The organism is Pseudofrankia inefficax (genome assembly GCF_000166135.1).
Taxonomy (GTDB): Bacteria; Actinomycetota; Actinomycetes; order Frankiales; family Frankiaceae; genus Pseudofrankia; species Pseudofrankia inefficax.
Genome location: NC_014666.1, coordinates 6,669,527 through 6,690,320, shown reverse-complemented (window position 1 = coordinate 6,690,320; position 20,794 = coordinate 6,669,527). Strand labels below are relative to the sequence as shown.

The following is a 20,794-nucleotide window of genomic DNA, read 5'->3' as shown; positions in this document are numbered from 1 at the left end:
CGGCTTCCTAGAGCTGGCGGGCGATCTTGTTGGCGAGGAGGGCGTCGATCTCGTCGGCGGGACGGCCGAGCTCGGCCAGGACCTGGACGGAGTGTTCGCCGATGCTGGGCAGCCCCAGCCCTGGGCCCCGCGCTTCGGCGCGACCCGCTTGGGAAGGCCGTGCAGGGCTCTGGTCGTGCCGGGGGAGCGGGCCGATCTGTTCGAAATGACCCCAGTCGGCCACGTCGTACGCCGCGACCCGGCCGAGCTGGCGGTTCAGCGGATCGTCCAGGATGCCACGGCGGAAGTCGTCCCTGGTCGCCGGCGCGATCAGCTCGGACAGAAGGCCCGCGGCACGTAGCCGTGCCACCCACTCGGCGGCGGTACCGGTGGAGAAGGCCTTCTCCAGGAGGCTTTCCGCCTCGCGAGCCTCCTGGTCGAGAATGCCCCCGCGCAGTGGCGCGCAGGTCGCCAGGACGTCGTCGGCACGGGATTCCGGACCGGCCGGCGAAGCAGGTTCGCCAGCGCTTGGCCCGCTGGCAGCGAGCAGCCCGCGCAGCGTGGCCCAGGAGCGCTCGTCCGGAAGGACCAGCGCGAACCATTCCCCGTCGCCGGCCTGGTAGAGGCGGTAGCCGGGACCGTAGCCGGTCTGGGCCGCGTCCAGGGCTGGGCCTCGGACAAGCTCGCCGTCGCGCTGGAACGAGCCGGACTGCATGAGCATCCCGGCGCCGAGCAGGCTGCTGCCCACCTGCTGGCCGGTGCCCGTCGTCGCACGGGCGTACAGGCCGGCGAGGATGCCGGTGGCCGCGAGCCAGCCACCGGCGACGTCGATCGGGATCCAGGTCGCCGCGATCGGCTCGTTGCCGTCGCCGCCGATCGCCTGTTCCAGCCCGGTGACCGCCTGCATCAGCGCGTCGTTGCCCGGCTGCTTCGCCCGCGGCCCGTGCGCGCCGAACGCGCTGGCGTGGCAGTAGACGGCGGACGGGTTGAGCGCGGCGACGTCCGCCGCGCCGATGCCGAGGCGCTCGGCGACGCCGACCCGGAAGTTGTGGAGCACGACGTCGGCCCAGCGAACCAGGCTCTCCACCACGGGCCGGGCCTCGGGCGCGGTGATGTCGATCGCCAGGCTGCGTTTGCCGCGCTGGCAGGCCGCGACGGCGTAGGCCGCGGCGCGCATCGCCTCACCCTCCGGCGGTTCGACCTTCACGACCTCCGCGCCGAGATCGGCGAGCACCTGCGCGGCCAGCGGACCGGCCACGAACGCGGAGAAGTCCAGCACGCGTACCCCGGCGAGCAGTCCACCCACCGCGGTGCCGCCCGAGCCGCCCGCTGGCGCCTCGGTCACCGGCGCCGGGTCGGCGGGAATCTGCGCCGGGCCGGCGGGAGCCGGTGGCTGGTCGGCGGGGGTCGCCGAGGGCAGCGGGCCGACGGAGAGGGGCGAGCCCACGAAGGTCTCGCGGTGGCCGTCGCGGTCGCGGGTGACGGCGAGGCCGGTCTCGGCCAGGTGCGGGTCGGTCAACGCGTCGCCCGGGTTGAGGACGGGCTCGCAGGCGATTCCGGCGTCGCGCAGCCGGCGCAGCCAGATGTCGCGGGGACGCAGGGCGAACGGGGCCCGCCACCGCAGGGCGCGATCCTGCAGCTTCCCGGAGGACTGGTCGGCGTAGTAGCCCTCGGTCGACGGTTCGTCGCCGAGGACGTCGATGAGCTTGGCGTACATGCCCTTGCCGCCGAACCAGACCTGGAGCAGCTCGCCGTCGGCGCAGCGGTACAGGAAGTTCGGGAAGGTCGAGCCGAACTCCCAGTACCCCTCGACCTCGGGCCTGGCCCGCTCGGAGCGTCCGATCATGCAGCCGAGGGTGGCGAGCATGCCGTCGTAGAGCGACGTCTCGGCCCAGCCACCCGCGCCGGTCAGGACCCGGCGGCGCAGCAGCGCGAGGACCGACGCGGTCAGCAGGCCCGCCGTGCCGGTGCCGGGCGCCCGGACGTCGACGAAGATCGGGCCCGGTCGATGGCCGGTGAGCTGCGTGCAGAATCCGGACCGCGCCTCGACGAGCAGCCCGTAGTCCTCGACGGCGCCGAGCGACGTCCGGCTCGGCCGGCAGCGGGCGTAGACCAGGCGCGGGTTGACGCCGGTCAGGTCCCGAAAGCCCAGGCCGCGGCCCTCGACCAGGTCCTCGGGCCCGTAGGCGAGCGCGACGTCGGCGTCCGCGAGCAGGGTGCGGACCGGTTCGGCGTCGTCGGTCGTGACGATCCGCTTGTCCCGGTGCCAGGCCTCGCCCCACGGCAGCCCCGCGTCGATGGCGAGGGGCGCGGTCCCGACGACGCGGGTGACCTGCGCGCCGAGCCCGGCCAGCAGCATCCCGGGCACCCCGCCCGCGAGGCCCAGCCCGAGGTCGCTGGCACCGACGGCGATCTCGATGACCCGCAGCCCCGCGAGCGGACCGGGTGCCGCCGGGGTCATGACGCGGCCCCGGCGGTAGTGATCACCGGTCCAGCGGCGCCCCCGGCCGGCAGGGTCAGCCGGGGGAGGACCTCCTCGGCGGCGAGCTGGACGACCTCGAGGGTGTCCTCGTGCGCGGCCGGCGAGATGACGAAGTGCCGCACGCCCGCGTCGACGTACTCCTGCAGGCGGGCCGCGACCTGTTCCGGCGTCCCGGACGGCGCGATCTTGTCGAGCATCGACGCGGGCTTGTCGCCGTAGGCACCCCCGAGGAAGCTGGCCACGTCGGCGCGGGCCCGGTCGCCGTCGGCCCGGACCGAGCAGTAGACGTACATCATCCACTCGAACCCGCCGAGGTCCCGGCCGGTGGCCGCGGCCTCGGCGCTGATCGTCTCGACCGAGCGGGCATAGGCGCTCGGCGACATCAGGTAGGGCATCCAGCCGTCGCCCAGCCGCGCCGCGCGCCGCATCGCCGGGGCCTTGCGCCCGGAGACCAGCAGCGGCGGGCCGCCGGGCTGGCCGCCTGCGGGACCACTGGTCGAGCCCGGTGGCGGCGGAGGAGTGACCGGGCGCAGCGTCACGTCCTCGACGTCGAAGTACTTCCCGTGGTGGGTGACCGGCTCGCCGCGCCACAGCTCGCGCAGCAGCACCATCGCCTCGTCGGTGCGCGCGCCCCGCTCGGTGATCGGGACGCCGACCGAGTCGAACTCGTGCTTGAACTCGCCGCCGACGCCCAGCCCGACCGAGACCCGACCGCCGGAGCGGGCGTCCAGGTCGGCGAGCTGCTTCGCGACGATCACCGGCTGGTACAGCGGCAGCAGCAGGATCGCGGTGCCCACCCGGACCCGTTCCGTCCACGCGGTCATCAGGGCCAGCCGGGTGATGGCCTCGCCGGTGCCGGTCGGCGGCAGCACGTGGCCGCCCTGCCAGACCGACTCGATGGGCAGGCGCTCGACGGCGGCGAGCCAGTGGCGCTCCGGCTCGGGGAGCGCGGCCGCGCCGAAGACGATGCGATCAGGCAACCGGAGCTCCTTCACGTCGAGCGCGGCACGGGCGCCGCGCTCAGGACGGACAGACTGTGCACGACGACCAGGGCTGTGCAGGTCAAACAGGCACTGCACGACGAACGGTGTACCCGGGGCGTCGAGGCGCTAGATTGCTAAGTGAGCGTACACTCCGTAAGTCTTCGCTGTCACCGGCTCGAAGGGTGCCCATGACCGCCAACGGCCCTACCAGCCCGGACTCGGCCGCGGTGGTTCCCGGCATCCCACCGTCCGTCACCGAGGAGACCGCGGTGTTCTGGGCGGGGGCGGCCGAGGGGCGGCTGCTGGTCGAGCGCTGCCAGGACTGCGGCGCCGAGTCGTTCCCGCCGTACGGAGTGTGCAGGACCTGCCGGAGCCGGTCGACCGAACCGGTCGAGATCACCGGGCGCGGCCAGGTCTACAGCCTGACGGTCAACTACCAGCGCTGGCTGCCGGGGCTCGAGGTGCCCTACGCGCTGGTCCTGGTCGAGTTCGACGGCCACCCGGGCGTCCGGGTCCTCGGGCGGCTGCGCGGTTGCCCACCAGAGGAGGCGACGATCGGGATGAGCGTCGACGTGGGCTTCGAGCCCGGACCGGGCACCTGCTTCCTCGACGGCCAGGAGCGGGCCTACTCGGTCCCCAGCTTCGTCGCCGTGGCCGGGGCGTGAGCGCCGTGGGCAGCGAGCTGTTCGAGCGGCGCGCGGTGATCTCCGGGATCGGCCAGTCGGCCATCGGGCGCCAGCTCGACCGCTCCGGGTTCCAGCTGACGATCGACGCGATCCTGGCCGCCATCGCCGACGCGGGCCTGACCGTCGACGACATCGACGGGCTGGCCATGTTCCCCGGCGGGGGCAAGGCCAACGTGCCCGGCTACGCGAACGGCAACCTCTACGAGATCCAGGACGCGCTGCGGATCACGACCAGCTGGCGGCAGGGGATCATCGAAGGGATGTGCCTGCCGTTCTACGGTCCGGCGATGGCGGTCGCGACCGGCCAGGCCCGGCACGTCGTCATCTGGCGGACCGTCAAGGAGGGCAGCGCCGCGCGCAACGCCGGCGGCCGGCCCGCGTACGGCTCGACGAACCCGACCGCGGAGGGGCCGCTCGCCTGGCTGCTGCCGGTCGGCGCGCTGTCCCCGGTCTGCCAGCTCGCGCCGTACGCCGCCCGGTACATGCACGAGTACGGCGTGACCCGCGAGCAGCTCGGCTGGATCCCGGTGACGCAGCGGGCGCACGCGGCGCTGAACCCGGACGCCGTCTACCGCTCGCCGCTCACGCTGGACGACTACCTCGCCTCCCGGATGATCTCGTCGCCGATCTGCCTGTACGACTGCGACGTCCCGCTCGACGGCGCCACCGCGATCGTCGTCTCGGCGGCCGAGGCCGCCGCCGACCTGCGGGCGCCGGTCGGCATCGAGACGATGGCCGGCGTGGTGGACGGCCGGCCGAGCTGGGAGCAGTGGGAGGACTTCGGCCGGGTCGGCTACGCCACCGCCGCCGCGATGTGGGCCCGCACCGACCTGCGTCCGGGAGACGTCGACGTCGCCGAGCTCTACGACGGCTTCACCATCGAGGCCGTCTGGTGGCTGGAGGCGATGGGCTTCTGCGGGCCTGGCGAGGCGGGGGCGTTCGTCGAGGGCGGCAAGCGGATCAGCCTCGGCGGCGAGCTGCCGCTGAACACGTGGGGCGGGCAGCTGTCCGGCGGGCGGCTGCACGCCGCCTTCGGCCACACGGCCGAGGCGGTCCGCCAGGTGCGCGGTGAGGCCGGCGAGCGGCAGGTCGCGGGCGCGCGGGTCGCGGCCGTGACCAGCGTCGGCGGCTACGAGGCCGGGGCGGCGCTGCTGACCAGCTGGCCGCGCTGACCAGCTGGCCGCGCTGACCGGACGGAACGACGCGGAAACGACGACGACAGGAAAGCGGTGACCATGGGCGGACGGACCGACGGGCGACTGGCTAACAAGGTCGCGATCGTGACGGGGGCTGGTTCGACACCGGGGGAGGGCGTCGGGACCGGGAAGGCCAGCGCGGCCGTGCTGGCGCGGGAGGGCGCGAGCGTGCTGCTCGTCGACCTGCACGCCGAGCGGGCCGAGGAGACCCGCAAGCTGATCGAGGCCGACGGCGGCCGGGCCGAGGTGTTCGCCGGCGACTGCACCAAGGCCGCGGCCTGCGAGGCGATGGTCGCCGCCGCCGTCGAGGCGTTCGGGACCGTCGACATCCTGGTGAACAACATCGGCATGGCCTCGGTCGGCGACGTCGTCGACATCACCGAGCAGGAGTGGGACCGGGCCCTCGACATCAACCTGCGGACGATGTTCCTGGCCTGCAAGTACACGGTGCCTGTGATGGCGGCGCAGGGCTCGGGCTCGATCGTCAACATCTCGTCGATCTCGGCGCTGCGCGGCGACGGCACGATCGCCTACTCGGCCGCCAAGGGCGCGATGCTGGCCATGACCGTCGAGATGGCGTACACGCACGGACGCCAGGGCATCCGGGTCAACGCCATCGCCCCGGGGCACATCGTCACCCCTATGGTCCGGTCGATCCCCGGGCAGGACAGCCAGTACGTCACGACGCTGCGCAACGAGGCCGGCCTGCTCGGCACGCCCGGCGACGGCTGGGACGTCGCCGAGTCGGTCGCCTTCCTGGCCAGCGATGCCGCCCGCTGGGTCACCGGCGTCACCCTGCCCGTCGACTCCGGCGTGCTGACCGTCACCCCCCTGGCCATGGCGAAGTACCTCCGCGCCATCCCCGACTAGCCGCTGCATGATCACCGTTTTGGCCCTCAGCTGGTCGCGATCCGCACCGGATAGCGACCGCTGAAGGGCCGAAACGGCGATCATTCCGCAGGGGGCGGCCTGGTCAGCTCTCGCGGGCGGCGATGAGGGCGCCTCGGTTGATCTTGGTGGCCTCGCTGCGGGGGATGCGGTCGAGGAACTCGACGGTCTTGGGGACCTTGTAGGCGGCGAGCTTGGTCTTGGCATAGGCGACGATCTCGGCCGTTGTCGGCGGGGTGGCCGGATCGGCCGGCTCGACCAGCGCGTGCACCCGCCGGCCCCACTCCTCGTCGCGCAGTCCGATGACGACGACGTCGGCGATCGCGGGGTGGTCGATGAGCGCGGCCTCGACCTCGGCCGGGAACACGTTCGCCCCGCCAGTGATGATCAGATCGACGCGGCGGTCGGCGAGGTAGAGGTAGCCGTCCTCGTCGAGGTGGCCCATGTCGCCCGCGGTGATGAAGCCGTCGTCGGTGGCGCGGAGCCGGGGTGCGTTGCCGAGGTACTGGTACCCGCCCATGTGGGCGCTGCGCAGGTACACGTCGCCGATCTGCCCGACCGGGAGCGCGTCGCCGGCCGGGTCGAGAATGCGGATCTCGGTGCCCCGGATACCGCGTCCGACGCTGCCTTCGTGGCTCATCCACTCGTCCCCGAACAGGGCGGTCCAGCCGAGCCCCTCCGTCATCCCGTAGATCATGAAGATCTTCTCGGGGCCGATGAGCTTCGCCCAGCGGTGGACCAGCGACGGTGGCATCGGCGCGGCCCCCTGCATGATCCATTCGACCGAGCTCAGGTCACGGTCGTCGACCCCCGGAAGGTCGGCGATCCGTTGCAGCATCGTCGGGGCGCCGGTGAAGTGGGTGACGCGGTGGCGTTCGATCGCGTCGACGGCCTGGGCCGCTTGGAACTTGGTCAGCACGACGAGGGTCTCGCCGGCGAGCAGGTTGTACAGGGTGGTGAACCCGTTGGCGTGGTACATCGGGGCCAGCACGAGGATCTTCTGGGGCCGGGCCACCTCGCGCCAGGCGGCGACCATCGGGGTGGCCATCCGGTAGTCGTACAGGGCCGGCCGCTCGGCGACGATCACCTTCGGCAGGCCGGTCGAGCCCGACGAGCAGATGCCCTGCAGGTGGGGCGCGGTCACGTCGGGCAGGTCCGGGGCCTCGCCCGTGTCGGTGGCGTCGATCCAGCCCAGGTCGCCCGCGCCCAGGTGGACCCGGGGGGCGATGACCTCCAGGACGCGGGCGAGCTCCCACTCCGGTACGTCCCAGCGCACCGGGACCGGGATCGCGCCGAGCTTCCAGGCGGCGAAGGCGGCGAGCACGAACTGCGGCGAGTTCCGCAGCCCGAGCCCGACGCGATCCCCGAACCGCACCCCGCGGGCGGCCAGCGCGCCGGCGAGCTGGCTGGACCGCCGGTCCAGCCAGGCCCAGGTGAACGACGACTCGGTGCCGTCGAGCGCGACGGACCACAACGCGGTGGTCTCCGGCTGCTCGGCGCCGAGCTGGCGAATCCGGGCGCCGATGCTGACCGGCGTGACCTCGGCATCCATGACGCACTGCCTCCGGGCGTCTCGAAGGGTGAACCGTTTCGGAAACCCCTGCTCAGGCGACGATGCCGCGGACCTTGAGGTCCAGGACCGCGTCGAAGTCCAGGCCGAGCTCCCCGAGGATCTCCTCGGCGTGCTCGTTGAAGTCCGGCGCCCGCCTCGGGTGGTGCGCCTCCTCGTTGAACTGCACCGGTGCGGCGCTGAGGTGGAACGGCACCCCGGCGGCGTTCTCCAGCTCCTGGACGTAGCCGTTGGCGATGCTCTGCGCGTCTGCGGCGGCCTCGAGGGTGTGCTGGACGACGGTCCACTGGCCCGGGAAGTCGGCGAGCCGTTCCTTCCACTCGTCCAGGTCTCGGGAGGCGAACTCGGCCGCCAGGATCTCGGAGGCTTCCATCTTGTTGGCCATCAGCGCGCCGTGGTCGGCGAAGCGCGGGTCGGTGGCCAGCTCCGGGCGGCCGATCGCGGCGCACGCCGGGCCCCAGTAGAGGCCAGCCTGCAGGCAGGAGAAGGCCAGCGACCGGCCGTCCTTCGTCTGGTAGCTGCCGACGAGCGGGTTGCTGCGGTGGCCGGACGGCGGCCCCTGCCAGGGCTTCTTCGTCAGCATCGACAGTGCCACCGCCTGGCCCATCGTGTAGAGGCCGGCGCTGAGCAGCGAGACGTCGACCGTGGTCGCCTCGCCGGTGCGCTCCCGGTGGAACAGGGCGCCCATGATCCCGCCCGCGATCGTCAGGGCCCCGATCGAGTCGCCGAAGCCCGGCCCGGGCGGCCCGTTGACGACGGCCGCGTCGGCGGCGGTGGCCCCCAGGGCGGCGCCGCTGCGCATCCAGAATGCCAGGTAGTCGTAGGCACCGCGGTCGGCCTCGGGGCCACGCTCGCCCTGGCCGGTGCCGCGGACGTAGATGATGTTCGGGTTCTGCGCCCGGATGTCGTCAAGGGTGACCTTCAGCTTGGTGCGCACCAGGGGCAGCTTGTTGGTCAGGAAGACGTCCGCGGTGGCCGCGAGCTTGTAGACGATGTCGAGGCCCTCGGGCGAGGTGAGGTCGAGGGCGAGGCTGCGCTTGCCGCGGTTCGAGTGCTCGAACAGCACGTGGACGTCCGACGGGATGTCCACGGTGCCGGAGGCGGCCAGGCCGCGCATCGCGTCGCCGCGCTCGACATGTTCGATCTTGATGACGTCCGCGCCCCAGTCGGCTAACAGGGCCGACGCGGCGGGTACGAACGTATGCTCGGCGACCTCCAGGACGCGTACACCTTGCATCACCGCGGTCATCGAGAGCCTCCCAGCCCACCTCGCCCGGGGAGCCCGCCGGGCCGGGGTTTCAACATCGACGTCAAAACTCATAGTCCCCGCGATGCCCCGCGCGGTGCAAGAGACGACCGCCCTGGCCAGCCGCGCCGCGACGGCGGCCAGGCCGAGTACGGCGGCGCCAGGCCGGAGCGGCCGGCTAGGCCTGGTGCGGCGACGGCGGGAACGGCTGGCCGGACAACGAGGCCAACGCGTGGACGAGGGCCTGCGTGCCGTCCCGGCCCCGTCCCTGGGCCTGCAGCGCGACGTAGAGCTGCTCCGCGAGCGCCAGGCCGGGCAGCGCGAGCCGGGCCCGCCGCGCCTCCGCGAGCGCGATGCCCAGGTCCTTGACCATGTGGTCGACGTAGAAGCCGGGCGCGAAGTTGCCGGCGATCACCCGCGGCGCGAGGTTCGTCAGCGACCAGCTGCCCGCCGCCCCGCCACCGACCGAGGCCAGCACCTGCTCCAGGTCGAGGCCGTTGCGGTAGGCGTAGAGCAGCGCCTCGCTGATGGAGACCATGGTCGAGGCGATCAGGATCTGGTTGACCATCTTGGTGTGCTGGCCGGCGCCCGGCCCGCCCTGGCGGACGATCGTCCGGCCCATCGCCTCCAGACAGGGGCGCACGGCCTCCAGCGCCTCCGGAGTGCCGCCGACCATGATCGAGAGGGTTCCGCCCCGGGCGCCGACGTCGCCGCCGGAGACCGGGGCATCCAGCGCGAGCACGCCACGGTCCGCGGCGGCCGCGGCGATCTCGACGGCCAGCGCCGGCTCGCTCGTCGTCAGGTCGACCAGCACGGTGCCGGGCCGGGCCGTCGTGAGCGCGCCGGCCGGGCCGAGCAGGACCTCGCGCACGTCCGCGGGGAAGCCGACCATCGAGAAGACGATGTCGCTGGCCGCGGCGACGTCGGCCGGGGTGTCCGCCCAGTCCGCGCCGGCGTCGAGCAGCTCCTTGGCCCGGTCTCTCGTCCGGGTGGTGACCGTCAGCCCGTAGCCCTGGCGCAGCAGGTGGCCGGCCATCGCCGCGCCCATGACGCCGGTCCCGATCCAGCCGACCCGGGTCGTCCCGGGCGCGGCGGTGGGCGGGGCGGCGGGCGCCGGAGCCTGCCGCTGGTCGTCTCCGGCGGGCTCCTTGGCTGGCATTGCGAGAGAGTCGGACACGTTGCAACACTAGTCGTCGGTGGTGCCGGCGGCCCGAGTGAATGCATACTCAGTAACGCTGCTCTCTGAGGGGACGTCGACATGCGTGATGCGGTGATCGTCGAGGCGGTTCGGACGCCGGTCGGCAAGCGGAACGGCGGGTTGTCGGGGGTACACCCGACGGACCTGTCGGCGCATGTGCTCGCCACCCTGGTGGCCCGGGCGGGCGTCGACCCGGCTCTGGTGGAGGACGTCATCTGGGGCTGCGTCGGCCAGGTCGGCGAGCAGACCTTCGACATCGCCCGCAACGCGGCGCTCGGCGCCGGTTTTCCGGAGACCGTCACGGGGGTGACCGTCGACCGGCAGTGCGGGTCCTCCCAGCAGGCGGTGCACTTCGCCGCCGCCGGCGTGGTCGCCGGGCAGTACGACGTCGTCATCGCGGGTGGCGTCGAGTCGATGTCCCGGGTGCCGATGGGCACGTCGCTGATGGGCCAGATCCCGTTTGGCGAGCGCTACCTCGCCCGCTACAACAACGTCTTCCCCGACCAGGGCATCGGCGCCGAGCTGATCGCCGCGAAGTGGGGCTTCTCCCGCACGCAGTGCGACGAGTTCTCGATCGGTTCGCACGAGAAGGCCGCCGCGGCCCAGGACGACGGCCGGTTCGACGCCCAGATCGCGCCCGTCACCCTCGCCGACGGCACGGTCATCAGCAAGGACGAGGGCATCCGCCGCGGCGGCACGGTCGAGGGCCTGGCCAACCTGAAGACGGTGTTCAAGAAGGTCGAGGAGGGTGGCGTGATCACGGCCGCCAACTCCTCGCAGATCTCCGACGGCTCGGCCGCCCTGCTGATCATGACCAGCGAGAAGGCCGCCGAGCTGGGCCTCACCCCCCTCGCCCGGATTCACACCGCCGTCCTCGCCGGCGCCGACCCGATCATGATGCTGACCGCGCCGATCCCGGCGACCCAGAAGGTGCTCGCCAGGTCCGGGCTCAAGCTCGACGACATCGGCGCGTTCGAGGTCAACGAGGCGTTCGCCCCGGTGCCGCTGGCCTGGCTGGCCGACATCGGCGCGGACGTGAAGGCCCTCAACCCGAACGGCGGCGCGATCGCGCTCGGCCACCCGCTCGGCGGCTCCGGCGCCCGGATCATGACGACGCTCGTCAACCACATGCGCGACAACGGCATCCGCTACGGCCTGCAGACCATGTGCGAGGGCGGCGGCCAGGCCAACGCCACCATCCTCGAGCTGCTCTGACCCGCTAGCCGGCCCCACGTCGCGGCTCCCGCCGCTGGGCGCCATGATCGTCGTTTCAGCCCTCTGGTGGTCGCGAGCGAGCCCTGATCGCAGCCACCGGAGGGCGAAATCGGCGATCAATTCCGAACGGTGGTGACGTCCGACCGGCCCCTCTATGCTGACGCTGATGTCAAATTCGGAGGAGGGGGCAGCCGTGGCCCAGCAGGTGGTCGCTCAGCGCGTCGTCGCGGAGGGCCTGTTCGACTGGCCGTCGGACGAGCCCCGGCTCATCGGATCGAAGTGCCAGGTCTGCGGCCTGGTCGCGTTCCCGGCATACCCGAACTGTCCGCGGTGCGGCTCCCTGGACACCGCGCAGACGCGGCTGTCCACCCGGGGCACCCTGTGGACGTGGACCCGCCAGCGGTTCCAGCCGAAGAACCCGCCCTACCTCGGCACCGAGCCGGCGGCGGATTTCGTCGGCTACGGCGTCGGCTACGTGGAGCTTCCGGAGGCTCGGATCGAGGCCCGGCTCGCGGTCGGCGTCGACGAGCCGCTGGAGATCGGCCAGGAGATGGAGCTGGTCGTCGTCCCGTTCGCTACGGACGCCGACGGTACCGAGGTGCTGACCTTCGCCTTCCGTCCCGTCGAGAAGAACTGAGGGGCCCGCCATGGACGATGTCGCCATCATCGGCGTAGGTAGGACCCCGTTCGGTCGTTTCCCCGGCCAGACCGCGATCCAGCTCGGCGCCCAGGCGGTGCGTAACGCGCTGGGTGACGCGGGCCTGGAGTGGAAGCAGATCCAGTTCGGCTTCGCCGGCAGCTTCGAGGTCGACAACCCCGACGCTGTGATCAACTTCCTGGGCCTGACCGGGATCCCGATCACCGACGTCTACAACGGCTGCGCCACCGCAGCCAGCGCGCTGACCCAGGCCGCGAACACGATCCGCCTCGGTGAGTACGACCTGGGCATCGCGATCGGCATGGACAAGCACCCGACCGGGGCGTTCGCCTCCTACTCGGAGGAATACGGCCTGCCGGCCTGGTACGGCGAGACCGGCCTGTTCCTGACGCCGAAGTTCTTCGCGATGAAGATCCAGCGGTACATGCACGACCACGGGATCTCCCCGCAGACCCTCGCCAAGGTCGCGGCGAAGAACTACCGCAACGGCTCGATCAACCCGGACGCGTTCCGGCGCACCCCGATGGCCGAGGAGCAGATCCTGGGCGCGCGGATGGTCAACGACCCGCTGACGCAGTACATGTTCTGCTCGCCCGACGAGGGCGCGGCGGCCGTGATCCTGTGCAAGGCCAGCGAGGCGCACAAGTACACCAGCCGGCCGATCTACCTGAAGGCCTCGGTGGTGCGGACCCGCAAGCTCGGGGCGTTCGAGGTCCACAGCCCGTGGCTGCCGATCGAGCAGGACGACGCCCCGACGGTCTACGCCTCCCGGGCCGCCTACGAGATGGCCGGTCTCGGCCCCGAGGACGTCGACGTCGCCCAGCTCCAGGACACCGACGCCGGTGCCGAGGTCATCCACCTCGCCGAGAACGGCCTGTGCAAGGACGGCGAGCAGGAACGCCTCTACGCCGAGGGCGCGACCGAGATCGGCGGCAGCCTCCCGGTCAACACCGACGGCGGCCTGATCGCCAACGGGGAGCCGATCGGCGCCTCGGGCCTGCGTCAGGTCTACGAGCTGACCCAGCAGCTGCGCGGCACCGCCGGCGACCGCCAGGTCCCCGGCAGCCCCCGCGTCGGCTACGGCCAGCTCTACGGCGCCCCCGGCACCGCCGGCGTCGCCATCCTCTCGGTCTAGGGAAGATCCGCCACTAGGCACCGCATGACGAAGGCCGCGCGATCGAATTGATCGCGCGGCCTTCGAATCCTGCCGTCGAGCCCTGTGGTGATCGCCGTTTACGCCCTCCAGTGGCTGTCACCGGGACCGAATTAGGACCACCCGAGGGCTCAAACGGCGATCAAGTCGCCACTGCGCGGCGGCCCGGTCGGCCACCGCGCGCCCAGGGCGAGCTACAGCAGGATGGGGAGCTTCGCGAAGCCTCGGACGGTGCTGGTGTGCAGGCGCTCGACGTTCGGGGTGTCGATCTCCCACGTCGGGAACCGCTTGAGCGTCTCCTCCAGGGCGACCCGGCCCTCCATCCGGGCGAGCGACGCGCCGAGGCAGAAGTGCGGGCCGTGCCCGAAGGCCACGTGGCTGTCGAACGAGCGCCGGATGTCGTAGGTGTCGGCGTCCGGGTACTTGCGCGCGTCGCGGTTCGCCGACGCGGTCAGCAGCAGCACCTTCGAGTTCGCCGGGATCGTCTCGCCGTACAGCTCGACGTCGCGGGTGGTCCAGCGGCCCTGCACGGGCGACGGCGCCTCGTAGCGCAGCGTCTCCTCGACGGCGCCGCGCAGCAGCGACGGGTCGGCGACGAGCTCGGCGCGGGTGTCGGGGTGCTGGGCGAACAGCGAGCAGGCCCAGCCGAGCAGCCGGGCGACGGTCTCGGTGCCGGCGGAGACGAGCAGGTTGGTGAAGTCCGCCGCCTCCTTGGTGGTGAGCCGGCGGGCCTCGGCGCCGACGCCGATCTCGGCCTCGGTGAGCGCGGTCATCACGTCGTCGCGCGGGTTCTTCCGGCGCGCGTCGATCTGCTCCGAGAAGTACTCGTGCAGCTTGATCTGGGCCATGAAGGAGATGTCGTTGATCATCCCCTTCTCCGGGTCCAGGTGGAAGGACGCGTCGATCGCCTCGCGAACCTCCTCGCGGTCCGCCGGGTCGACGCCGATCAGCTCGGAGATGACCTTCGAGGGCAGCTGCGCGGCGAAGTCCTGGACGTAGTCGAAACCGGACCCGCCGATCTGCGGGTCGAGCATCTCGGCGGACAGCTTGCGGATGTGCTCTTCGAGCGCCGCGATCCGCCGCGGCGTGAAGCCGCGCGAGACGAGCACGCGCATCATCGTGTGCGCGGGCGGGTCCATGAAGATGATGAGGCCCGTGTCCAGGGCGTCCGGACCCATGATCTCCAGCACTGTTCCGTGTGCGGAGCTGAACGTGTCCGGGTCCAGGTGGGCGTCGTCGACGTCCTTGTGCCGCGAGAGCGCGTAAAAGTCGAACTTCTCGTTGCGGTAGACCGGTGTCTCGTCGCGCATCTGGCGCCACACCGGGTACGGGTCCACGTCGATCGTCTTGTCGAACGGGTCCCAGTACAGTTCCGTCACGGCCGTGACCTTCATTCCTCGGGTCGAAACGAATGATGCCGGTGGGCGGGTGCCCCCGGCCGCGGTAGGTGCCTGCCGGCGCCACGGCGGCGCCCGGCCGAGCGACGGCCGTGGCCGGGCGTCTCACCAGGCGGGAGCGGCGTCGATCCGGGTCCGGGACCTTCAGTTGTGCCACGGACTCGTGAGCCATGGACGAACGCACCGGCACGTCGCGGCCGGCGGAGAAGCGGACGGGGTGGACGCGTCGTCCCGCCGCCTAAGCCGCGCTACGCCCGGTACGAAGCGGAAACTACATTCCTCTCGAACGCGACTCAAGTGACCGTGATGGATAAACGTTACCCGCCCGCCGGCTGCGCCGTCTGTTCCGCCGCGAGCGCGGGAATGACCTCGCTCTCGATCAGGCGCAGGCTCTCCCAGGCGATCTCCGGCGGGATGCCGCCCATCATCGGCGTGAGGTTGCACAGTGCGAATGGGCCCTGTTCGCGAAGCTCGTTGACGAGCTCGGCGGGGGTCAGCACCCGGTACTGGCCGGTCTCGCGCAGCGCCTCGGCCGACTCGGCTGCCTGGTAGACGCTCGCGGTGCCGCTGCCCCCGGCGGTGAGCCAGGCGCCGTAGGCGTTCGACTCGTGCAGCGCGTAGGGCGCGATCTTCTCCCAGCCGGCGTCGACGTCGTGCGCCACGTGGATGAAGGTCGCGGTGCGGCCGAAGTGCGGCCCCGGGTCCGGCCGTCCGAGCTTGATCGTCTCGTCGCGGTAGAACTCCCAGGTGTCCCCGTCGGTCGGGGTGAAGCCGATGTCCAGGCGGGCGGCGCGCCGGGCGGCGGCCTCGGAGCTGCCACCCAGGGTGATGCCGGGGCCCTTGGGGGAGTAGGCGGCCGGCGTGACCCGGACGGTGCGGCCGCGGTACTCGAACGGCTCGCCGGTCCACGCCGCGCGCAGCGTGTGCACGGTCTCGGTGACGCGCTTGGCGCGCTCCTTGACGGGGACGCCGAACATCTCGAACTCGGCGGGCACGTAGCCGGCGGCGAGCACCAGATCGAGCCGGCCCGCGGAGATGTGGTCGATGACCGCGGTGTCCTCGGCGAGGCGCAGCGGGTCGTGGAACGGGGTGATCAGTGCGGCGATCATGATCCGGACGTTCTTGGTCCGGGCGGCGACGGCTGCGGCCATCGCGAGCGGACTGGGTAGGTACCCGTCGTCGGAGCCGTGGTGCTCGGAGAGGCCGAAGGCGTAGAAGCCCAGCCGGTCGGCCCACTCGGCCATGTCAAGCGCGGCACCGTAGCGTTCGGACATACTCGTCTGGGCTATAGGCGGATTGCGGAAGTCGAACCGCATTAAAAAGATCGCCACCTGGCTGCTCCCTCCGTGGCGGCCGTCACATCCGGCAACCGTCACAGGGTGTGAGTGTACCAACATTGACGTCGGTGTCAGTAATGTCGGTGTGTTAGCGCGTTGGCAAGCGAACAGAGGGGTTGGGGACGTTGGACCTGAACGGACGCGTGGCGATCGTGACCGGCGGCGGCGGCGGTCTTGGTGCGGCGACAGTGCGCCACCTGATCGGTGTCGGCATGAAGGTCGTGGTCGTCGACAAGTTCGGCGATGCCGCCGAGGCGGTCGCCAAGGAGTTCGACGAGAGCGTCGCGGTCGCGGTCGCCGGTGACACCACCGACGACGACGACGTGGCCGCCGCGATCGCGGCGGGCAAGGCGCTCGGCACGGTGTCGCTGCTGGTCAACGTCGCGGGCGGCGCCACGGGCGGCGGGCGCACCGTCGGCAAGGGCAACACCCCGCACGACAAGGACGTGTTCGTCACGACCCTCGCGATGAACGTGACCGGCACCTTCAACTTCAGCCGTCTCGTCGCGGCGGGCGCCTTCGCCGACAACGAGCCGGACGAGTTCGGCCAGCGCGGCGTGATCGTCAACGTCGGCTCGCTCGCCGGCCTCGAGGGCCAGACCGGGCAGATCGCCTACGGCTCGGCCAAGGCCGCCGTCCTCGGCATGACGCTGCCGATGGCCCGCGACCTCTCGGTGCTCGGCGTCCGGGTCTGCGGGATCGCTCCCGGCACCATGGGCACCCCCAAGATGGAGAGCATCCGGCCGGAGATGCTGGCGGCGCTCACCAAGGACATCGTCTTCCCGAAGCGGCTCGGGCGCCCGGAGGAGTTCGCGCTGCTCGTCGAGTCGATCGCGCGCAACCCGTACCTCAACGGCGAGAACATCCGGCTCGACGGCGCGCTGCGCTTCCCGGCGAAGTAGCCCGGTCGTGTTCAACGTCGACGCCGTCGTCGGCTCGCTCGCGTTAGAGCCGGTCGGCGAGGACAGCTATCGGGCGAGCAACGTCCCCTCGCCGGGCCCGGTCGTCTACGGCGGGCAGCTGCTCGCCCAGTCGATCGCCGCGGGGCTCGCCGGCCAGGACGGCAAGGCGGTCAAGACGCTGCACACCGTCTTCGCCCGCGCCGGCCGGCCGGATCTGCCGCTCGATGTCACCGTCCAGCGGCTCAGCTCGGGCCGCACGATGGCGAGCAGCGCGGTCACCATCAGCCAGAACGGCAAGGTGGTCAGCCAGTCGACCGTGCTGCTGTCGGTGGACGAGCCGGACTTCATCCGGCACGAGGACAGCCGCGTCGGCCTGGAGCCGCCGAAGCCGGGCGAGCAGCTCAACGGTGGCCACGGGCGGCCCGACTCTCCCGGTGACTGGGAGGCGTCGATCGTCGGCGCCGTCGACCTCAACGACCCGGACGCGATCGGCCCGGCCGAGCTCGACGTCTGGACGCGCTGGCCGGGCGCGCCCGAGGACCGCGGAATCAGCCAGGCGCTGGTCGCGTTCGTGACCGACGGCTTCTCGATCGGCACGGCGATGCGGCCGCACCCCGGCGTCGGCCAGGCGCTGTCGCACCGGACCATCTCCACCAGCGTGCTGTCGCACACGATCACGTTCCACGAGCCGGTGGCCGCCGGGGACTGGCTGCTGCTCTCGACCCGGGTCCCGTACACCGGGCACGGCCGGGGCTACGGCCGGGGCGACATCTTCGCGGCCGACGGCGCGCTGGTCGCGTCGTACGTCCAGGACAGCATGATCCGCGCGATGGCTCCGGCGGCGGCGGGCAGTCACCGGCTCTGACGAGCAGAGCGAGATCGACATTTACCTTTGGGCCATGAAGGAGCGCAGCTGACGTGAATGAAGCGGTGATTGTTGCTACCGCCCGGACGCCGGTGGGTACCGCGCGCAAGGGATCCCTGGCCGACGTCGACGCCTTCGAGCTGGCCACGCTCGCGGTCGGCGAGGTCGTCCGGCGGGCCGGGATCGACCCGGAGCTGGTCGACGACGTAGTGCTCGGCGAGGCGCTGTACGGCGGTGGCGACATCGCCCGGTACGCGGCGATCGAGGCCGGGCTGGTCAACGCGCCCGGCGTGGCGCAGAACCGGCACTGCGCCTCCGGCATGGCCGCCATCCAGTCGGCCGCCGCGTCGATCATCGCGGGGATGGACAAGGTCGTCGTCGCCGGCGGCACGAACTCCTCGTCCACCTCGCCGCGCTCCCAGCGGCGCAAGCCCGGCACCGACGACGTCGTCGACTGGTACTCGCCGTCGCACCGCAACACCCCCGAGGCACCGAACTTCGACATGTCGATCACGGTCGGCTGGAACGCGGCCAAGGCCGCCGGGCTGTCGCGCGCGGACCTGGACGCCTGGGCGCTGCGCTCGCACCAGCGCGCCGTCGCCGGCATCGACGCGGGCGCCTTCAAGGAGGAGATCGTCCCGGTCGAGGTCACCCGGCGGGACGGCACCACCTTCACCTTCGACACCGACGAGCACCCGCGCCGCGACACGAGCCTGGAGCGGCTGGCCGGGCTCAAGGTGCTGCACCCGGAGATCGAGGGCTTCAGCGTCACGGCGGGCAACTCCTCCGGAGTGAACGACGGCGCGGGCGCGGTCGTGCTGACCTCCCGGGCGTTCGCCGAGGCGAACGGCCTCGAGCCGCTCGCGGTGATCAGGTCCTGGGCGTCGGCCGGTGTCCCGCCGGCCGAGACTGGCCTCGCGCCGGTCAAGGCGATCCCGAAGGCCCTGGAGCGCGCGGGGCTCAGCGTCGGCGACATCGCGCTGTGGGAGATCAACGAGGCGTTCGCCTCGGTGCCGGCCGCCGCGTGCAAGCTGCTCGGCATCGACGACTCGATCGTCAACTTCCTGGGCAGCGGCTGCAGCCTGGGCCACCCGATCGCGATGACGGGCGCCCGGCAGATCATCACGCTGACCCACGAGTTGCGCCGTCGTGGCGGCGGGCTCGCGCTGTCCGCGATGTGCGCCGGCGGCGGCATGGCCAGCGCCACCGTGATCGAGGTCCCCGCTCCCTGACCTGCGGGTAGACAGCCGAGAACACGAGAACGGCCGCCAGGTTCAACCTGGCGGCCGTTCTCGTATGGCGTGTCCTGAGCGGAGGGGATGCTCAGGAGGTCTGCGCGGGGATGTTCAGCGGCAGCGGGACGGTGCGGCGGGCGTCCACGACGACGGACTTGATCGCGGCGCCGTTCGTGATGACGGTGTGCACGACGTTCGTCAGGTCCTCGACGTCGACGAAGTCCGAGTGCACGTAGTCGCGGCCGATCCAGATCGGGTGCACCGCGCCGGCGAGCGCCGGGTCCCAGCTCGTGATGAACTCGGTCGCCGACTCGCCCGCGCCACCGGCCGAGTTGCCGACGGTGACCCGGGTGAAGCCGAGCGTCGGGTACTCGACCCGGTAGGCCTCGATCAGCTTGTCGAGCGCGGCCTTGCTGACCGCGTAGGAACCGAGCGCCGGCCACGGCTCGGTGACCGAGCCGGTGATCGACGACAGGTAGGCGGCCACCCCGCCGGACTCGAGCAGGTAGGGGATGGCAGCCGCGGTGACCAGCGACGCGCCGATCACGTTGGTCTCGAAGACCGTGCGCCAGGTGCTCGCGTCGACGTCGACCAGACGGCGCAGCACCCCGATCCCGGTGGCGTAGACGAGCGCGTCGATCCCGCCGAGGGTCGTCGCCGCCTCCTCGACGGCCGACCGGACCGAGGCCTCGTCGGTGACGTCGCAGGCGACGGCGATCGCGCTGTCGCCGGCCTCCCGCGCCGCGTCGACCAGCCGGTCCTTGCGCCGGGCCAGCAGCGCCACCTGGGCACCCCGCTGGCCGAGGCCGATCCCGATGGCACGTCCTAACCCGCTGGAGGCGCCGACCACAACCGTTCGCATCGTGGGCTCACTTTCCGTGTCGATACCGGAGCGTCGAAAGCGCCCAGGTCCGGAGCACGAGAAGTGTACGACGTTGACGTCAGAGTCGGAATTACCCGGAACGCCTGGTGACGGGAACCGCAGGGCAGCCTCGGCTGGGACCGGCCGGTCGTCCGGCGTGCGGCACGGCCGCGGTCCTAGGAGTCGCCGTCGAGGCCGGCCGGCTTGTGACGCAGGCCCAGGGCGTTCAGGAACAGGCGGGTGAGCTGCTCGACGCCTTCCTCGAAGTCCGTGTCGAACAGGCCCTGGACGAGCCACATCTCGGCGAACCGGGTGACCATCGCGCCGAGCGCCGAGGCGGCGACCGTCGGGTTGAGGGTGGGGTCGATCCGGCCGCGCTGCTGGAGCTGGGCGATCGAGTTCGAGATCCGGTCGCGGTCGCGTTGCTGGTGCTCGAACCGGATGGTGTTCAGCAGCGTGTCATAGCGGGAGACCTGCTCGATGACGCCGATGATCCGGGCTTCCTGCCGGTAGCTCTCCAGGAAGCGGCGGTTGCCGGCGCGGATCCGTTCCTGCGGGGACGCGATCGAGGCCGGGTCGAAGATGATCGTGCTCAGCGGCGCGTGCAGCAGGTCCGAGAGGGCCATGGCGACCTCGCGGAAGATCTGCTCCTTCGAGTCGAAGTAGTGGTAGAAGGAGCCGTGGGAGAGGCCCGCGCGCTCGGCGATGTCCGAGATCCGCGCCTCCAGGAAGCCGTCCTCCTCGAACACCGCCTTCGCCGCCTCCAGTAGCCGGGCCCTGGTCGCCGCGCCCTTGCGTGAGCGGGGCCCGTTGGGCTTGTCCCGGTCGACTGGCACCACCGTCGCCAATGCCTGCTCCTGTTCACCGGAGGTCGAGGTGACGTTGGGCGACGGCTCACGCGATGTCAGCCCTCGCGCCACGAAAGTCCTACGTTGCGTGACC

Annotated in this window: 18 protein-coding genes; 9 read left to right on the top strand and 9 right to left on the bottom strand. The window is 71.8% G+C overall.

The annotated features are described in order from the left end of the window. Positions 1 to 7: 7 nt before the first annotated feature. Positions 8 to 2,440, bottom strand: coding sequence for a CoA transferase (locus tag FRAEUI1C_RS27080; RefSeq protein ID WP_013426554.1), 2,433 nt, complete (start codon positions 2,438 to 2,440; stop codon positions 8 to 10). Next, positions 2,437 to 3,441, bottom strand: coding sequence for an LLM class flavin-dependent oxidoreductase (locus FRAEUI1C_RS27075; RefSeq protein ID WP_013426553.1), 1,005 nt, complete (start codon positions 3,439 to 3,441; stop codon positions 2,437 to 2,439). Before FRAEUI1C_RS27075 ends, FRAEUI1C_RS27080 begins: the two co-directional genes overlap by 4 nt. A gap of 191 nt (positions 3,442 to 3,632) precedes the next feature. Between FRAEUI1C_RS27075 and FRAEUI1C_RS40465 the strand changes: the two genes are divergently transcribed. The 3 genes from FRAEUI1C_RS40465 (at position 3,633) to FRAEUI1C_RS27060 (ending at position 6,196) form a co-directional block, all read left to right on the top strand. Further along, entirely contained in the window at positions 3,633 to 4,109 is a 477-nt protein-coding gene (locus FRAEUI1C_RS40465) for a Zn-ribbon domain-containing OB-fold protein (protein ID WP_013426552.1), read from the top strand. A 5-nt stretch (positions 4,110 to 4,114) separates the two neighbouring features. Continuing rightward, positions 4,115 to 5,302, top strand: a complete 1,188-nt coding sequence (locus tag FRAEUI1C_RS27065) for a thiolase family protein (RefSeq protein ID WP_041261533.1) — start codon at positions 4,115 to 4,117, stop codon at positions 5,300 to 5,302. Between the two features lie 63 nt (positions 5,303 to 5,365). Continuing rightward, positions 5,366 to 6,196: an SDR family NAD(P)-dependent oxidoreductase gene (locus FRAEUI1C_RS27060; protein WP_041259664.1), complete on the top strand. Its 831-nt coding sequence runs from the start codon at positions 5,366 to 5,368 to the stop codon at positions 6,194 to 6,196. A gap of 103 nt (positions 6,197 to 6,299) precedes the next feature. Here the strand turns inward: FRAEUI1C_RS27060 and FRAEUI1C_RS27055 are convergent, their stop codons facing one another. The 3 genes from FRAEUI1C_RS27055 to FRAEUI1C_RS27045 all read right to left on the bottom strand — a co-directional run bounded on the left by FRAEUI1C_RS27055 (position 6,300) and on the right by FRAEUI1C_RS27045 (position 10,189). After that, positions 6,300 to 7,766, bottom strand: a complete 1,467-nt coding sequence (locus tag FRAEUI1C_RS27055) for a class I adenylate-forming enzyme family protein (RefSeq protein WP_013426549.1) — start codon at positions 7,764 to 7,766, stop codon at positions 6,300 to 6,302. Positions 7,767 to 7,818: 52 nt separating this feature from the next. Further along, positions 7,819 to 9,033 (bottom strand): CaiB/BaiF CoA transferase family protein, encoded by a 1,215-nt coding sequence (locus tag FRAEUI1C_RS27050; protein WP_013426548.1) that lies wholly within the window; start codon positions 9,031 to 9,033, stop codon positions 7,819 to 7,821. Between the two features lie 175 nt (positions 9,034 to 9,208). Next, positions 9,209 to 10,189, bottom strand: coding sequence for an NAD(P)-dependent oxidoreductase (locus tag FRAEUI1C_RS27045; RefSeq protein WP_013426547.1), 981 nt, complete (start codon positions 10,187 to 10,189; stop codon positions 9,209 to 9,211). Between the two features lie 99 nt (positions 10,190 to 10,288). On the opposite strand from FRAEUI1C_RS27045, the gene FRAEUI1C_RS27040 reads away from it, so the two are divergent. The 3 genes from FRAEUI1C_RS27040 (at position 10,289) to FRAEUI1C_RS27030 (ending at position 13,236) form a co-directional block, all read left to right on the top strand. Continuing rightward, positions 10,289 to 11,443, top strand: coding sequence for a thiolase family protein (locus FRAEUI1C_RS27040; RefSeq protein ID WP_013426546.1), 1,155 nt, complete (start codon positions 10,289 to 10,291; stop codon positions 11,441 to 11,443). A gap of 166 nt (positions 11,444 to 11,609) precedes the next feature. Beyond that, on the top strand, positions 11,610 to 12,080 hold the full coding sequence (locus FRAEUI1C_RS27035; RefSeq protein WP_049807265.1) for a Zn-ribbon domain-containing OB-fold protein: 471 nt from the start codon (positions 11,610 to 11,612) through the stop codon (positions 12,078 to 12,080). A gap of 10 nt (positions 12,081 to 12,090) precedes the next feature. Next, on the top strand, positions 12,091 to 13,236 hold the full coding sequence (locus FRAEUI1C_RS27030) for a thiolase family protein (RefSeq protein ID WP_013426544.1): 1,146 nt from the start codon (positions 12,091 to 12,093) through the stop codon (positions 13,234 to 13,236). A gap of 212 nt (positions 13,237 to 13,448) precedes the next feature. Here the strand turns inward: FRAEUI1C_RS27030 and FRAEUI1C_RS27025 are convergent, their stop codons facing one another. Both FRAEUI1C_RS27025 and FRAEUI1C_RS27020 read right to left on the bottom strand, forming a co-directional pair. After that, the gene (locus FRAEUI1C_RS27025) at positions 13,449 to 14,633 is read right to left on the bottom strand and encodes a cytochrome P450 (RefSeq protein WP_013426543.1); all 1,185 of its coding nucleotides are present in this window, start codon (positions 14,631 to 14,633) and stop codon (positions 13,449 to 13,451) included. Positions 14,634 to 14,968: 335 nt separating this feature from the next. After that, positions 14,969 to 15,982 carry an LLM class flavin-dependent oxidoreductase gene (locus FRAEUI1C_RS27020; protein WP_013426542.1) on the bottom strand — a complete coding sequence of 338 codons (1,014 nt, stop codon included), beginning with the start codon at positions 15,980 to 15,982 and terminating at the stop codon, positions 14,969 to 14,971. Between the two features lie 131 nt (positions 15,983 to 16,113). On the opposite strand from FRAEUI1C_RS27020, the gene FRAEUI1C_RS27015 reads away from it, so the two are divergent. The 3 genes from FRAEUI1C_RS27015 to FRAEUI1C_RS27005 are packed head-to-tail and all read left to right on the top strand — an operon-like array spanning position 16,114 to position 18,987. Beyond that, a complete protein-coding gene (locus FRAEUI1C_RS27015; protein ID WP_013426541.1) occupies positions 16,114 to 16,890 on the top strand; it encodes an SDR family NAD(P)-dependent oxidoreductase in 777 nt (258 codons plus the stop codon). A 7-nt stretch (positions 16,891 to 16,897) separates the two neighbouring features. Then, positions 16,898 to 17,755, top strand: coding sequence for an acyl-CoA thioesterase (locus FRAEUI1C_RS27010; protein ID WP_013426540.1), 858 nt, complete (start codon positions 16,898 to 16,900; stop codon positions 17,753 to 17,755). Between the two features lie 53 nt (positions 17,756 to 17,808). Then, on the top strand, positions 17,809 to 18,987 hold the full coding sequence (locus FRAEUI1C_RS27005) for a thiolase family protein (protein ID WP_013426539.1): 1,179 nt from the start codon (positions 17,809 to 17,811) through the stop codon (positions 18,985 to 18,987). Between the two features lie 91 nt (positions 18,988 to 19,078). On the opposite strand, the gene FRAEUI1C_RS27000 is transcribed toward FRAEUI1C_RS27005, so the two are convergent. Then, complete coding sequence (locus FRAEUI1C_RS27000) at positions 19,079 to 19,852, bottom strand: SDR family oxidoreductase (protein WP_013426538.1); 774 nt, start codon at positions 19,850 to 19,852, stop codon at positions 19,079 to 19,081. Positions 19,853 to 20,028: 176 nt separating this feature from the next. Beyond that, a complete protein-coding gene (locus FRAEUI1C_RS26995) occupies positions 20,029 to 20,700 on the bottom strand; it encodes a TetR/AcrR family transcriptional regulator (protein WP_041259661.1) in 672 nt (223 codons plus the stop codon). Positions 20,701 to 20,794: the final 94 nt, after the last annotated feature.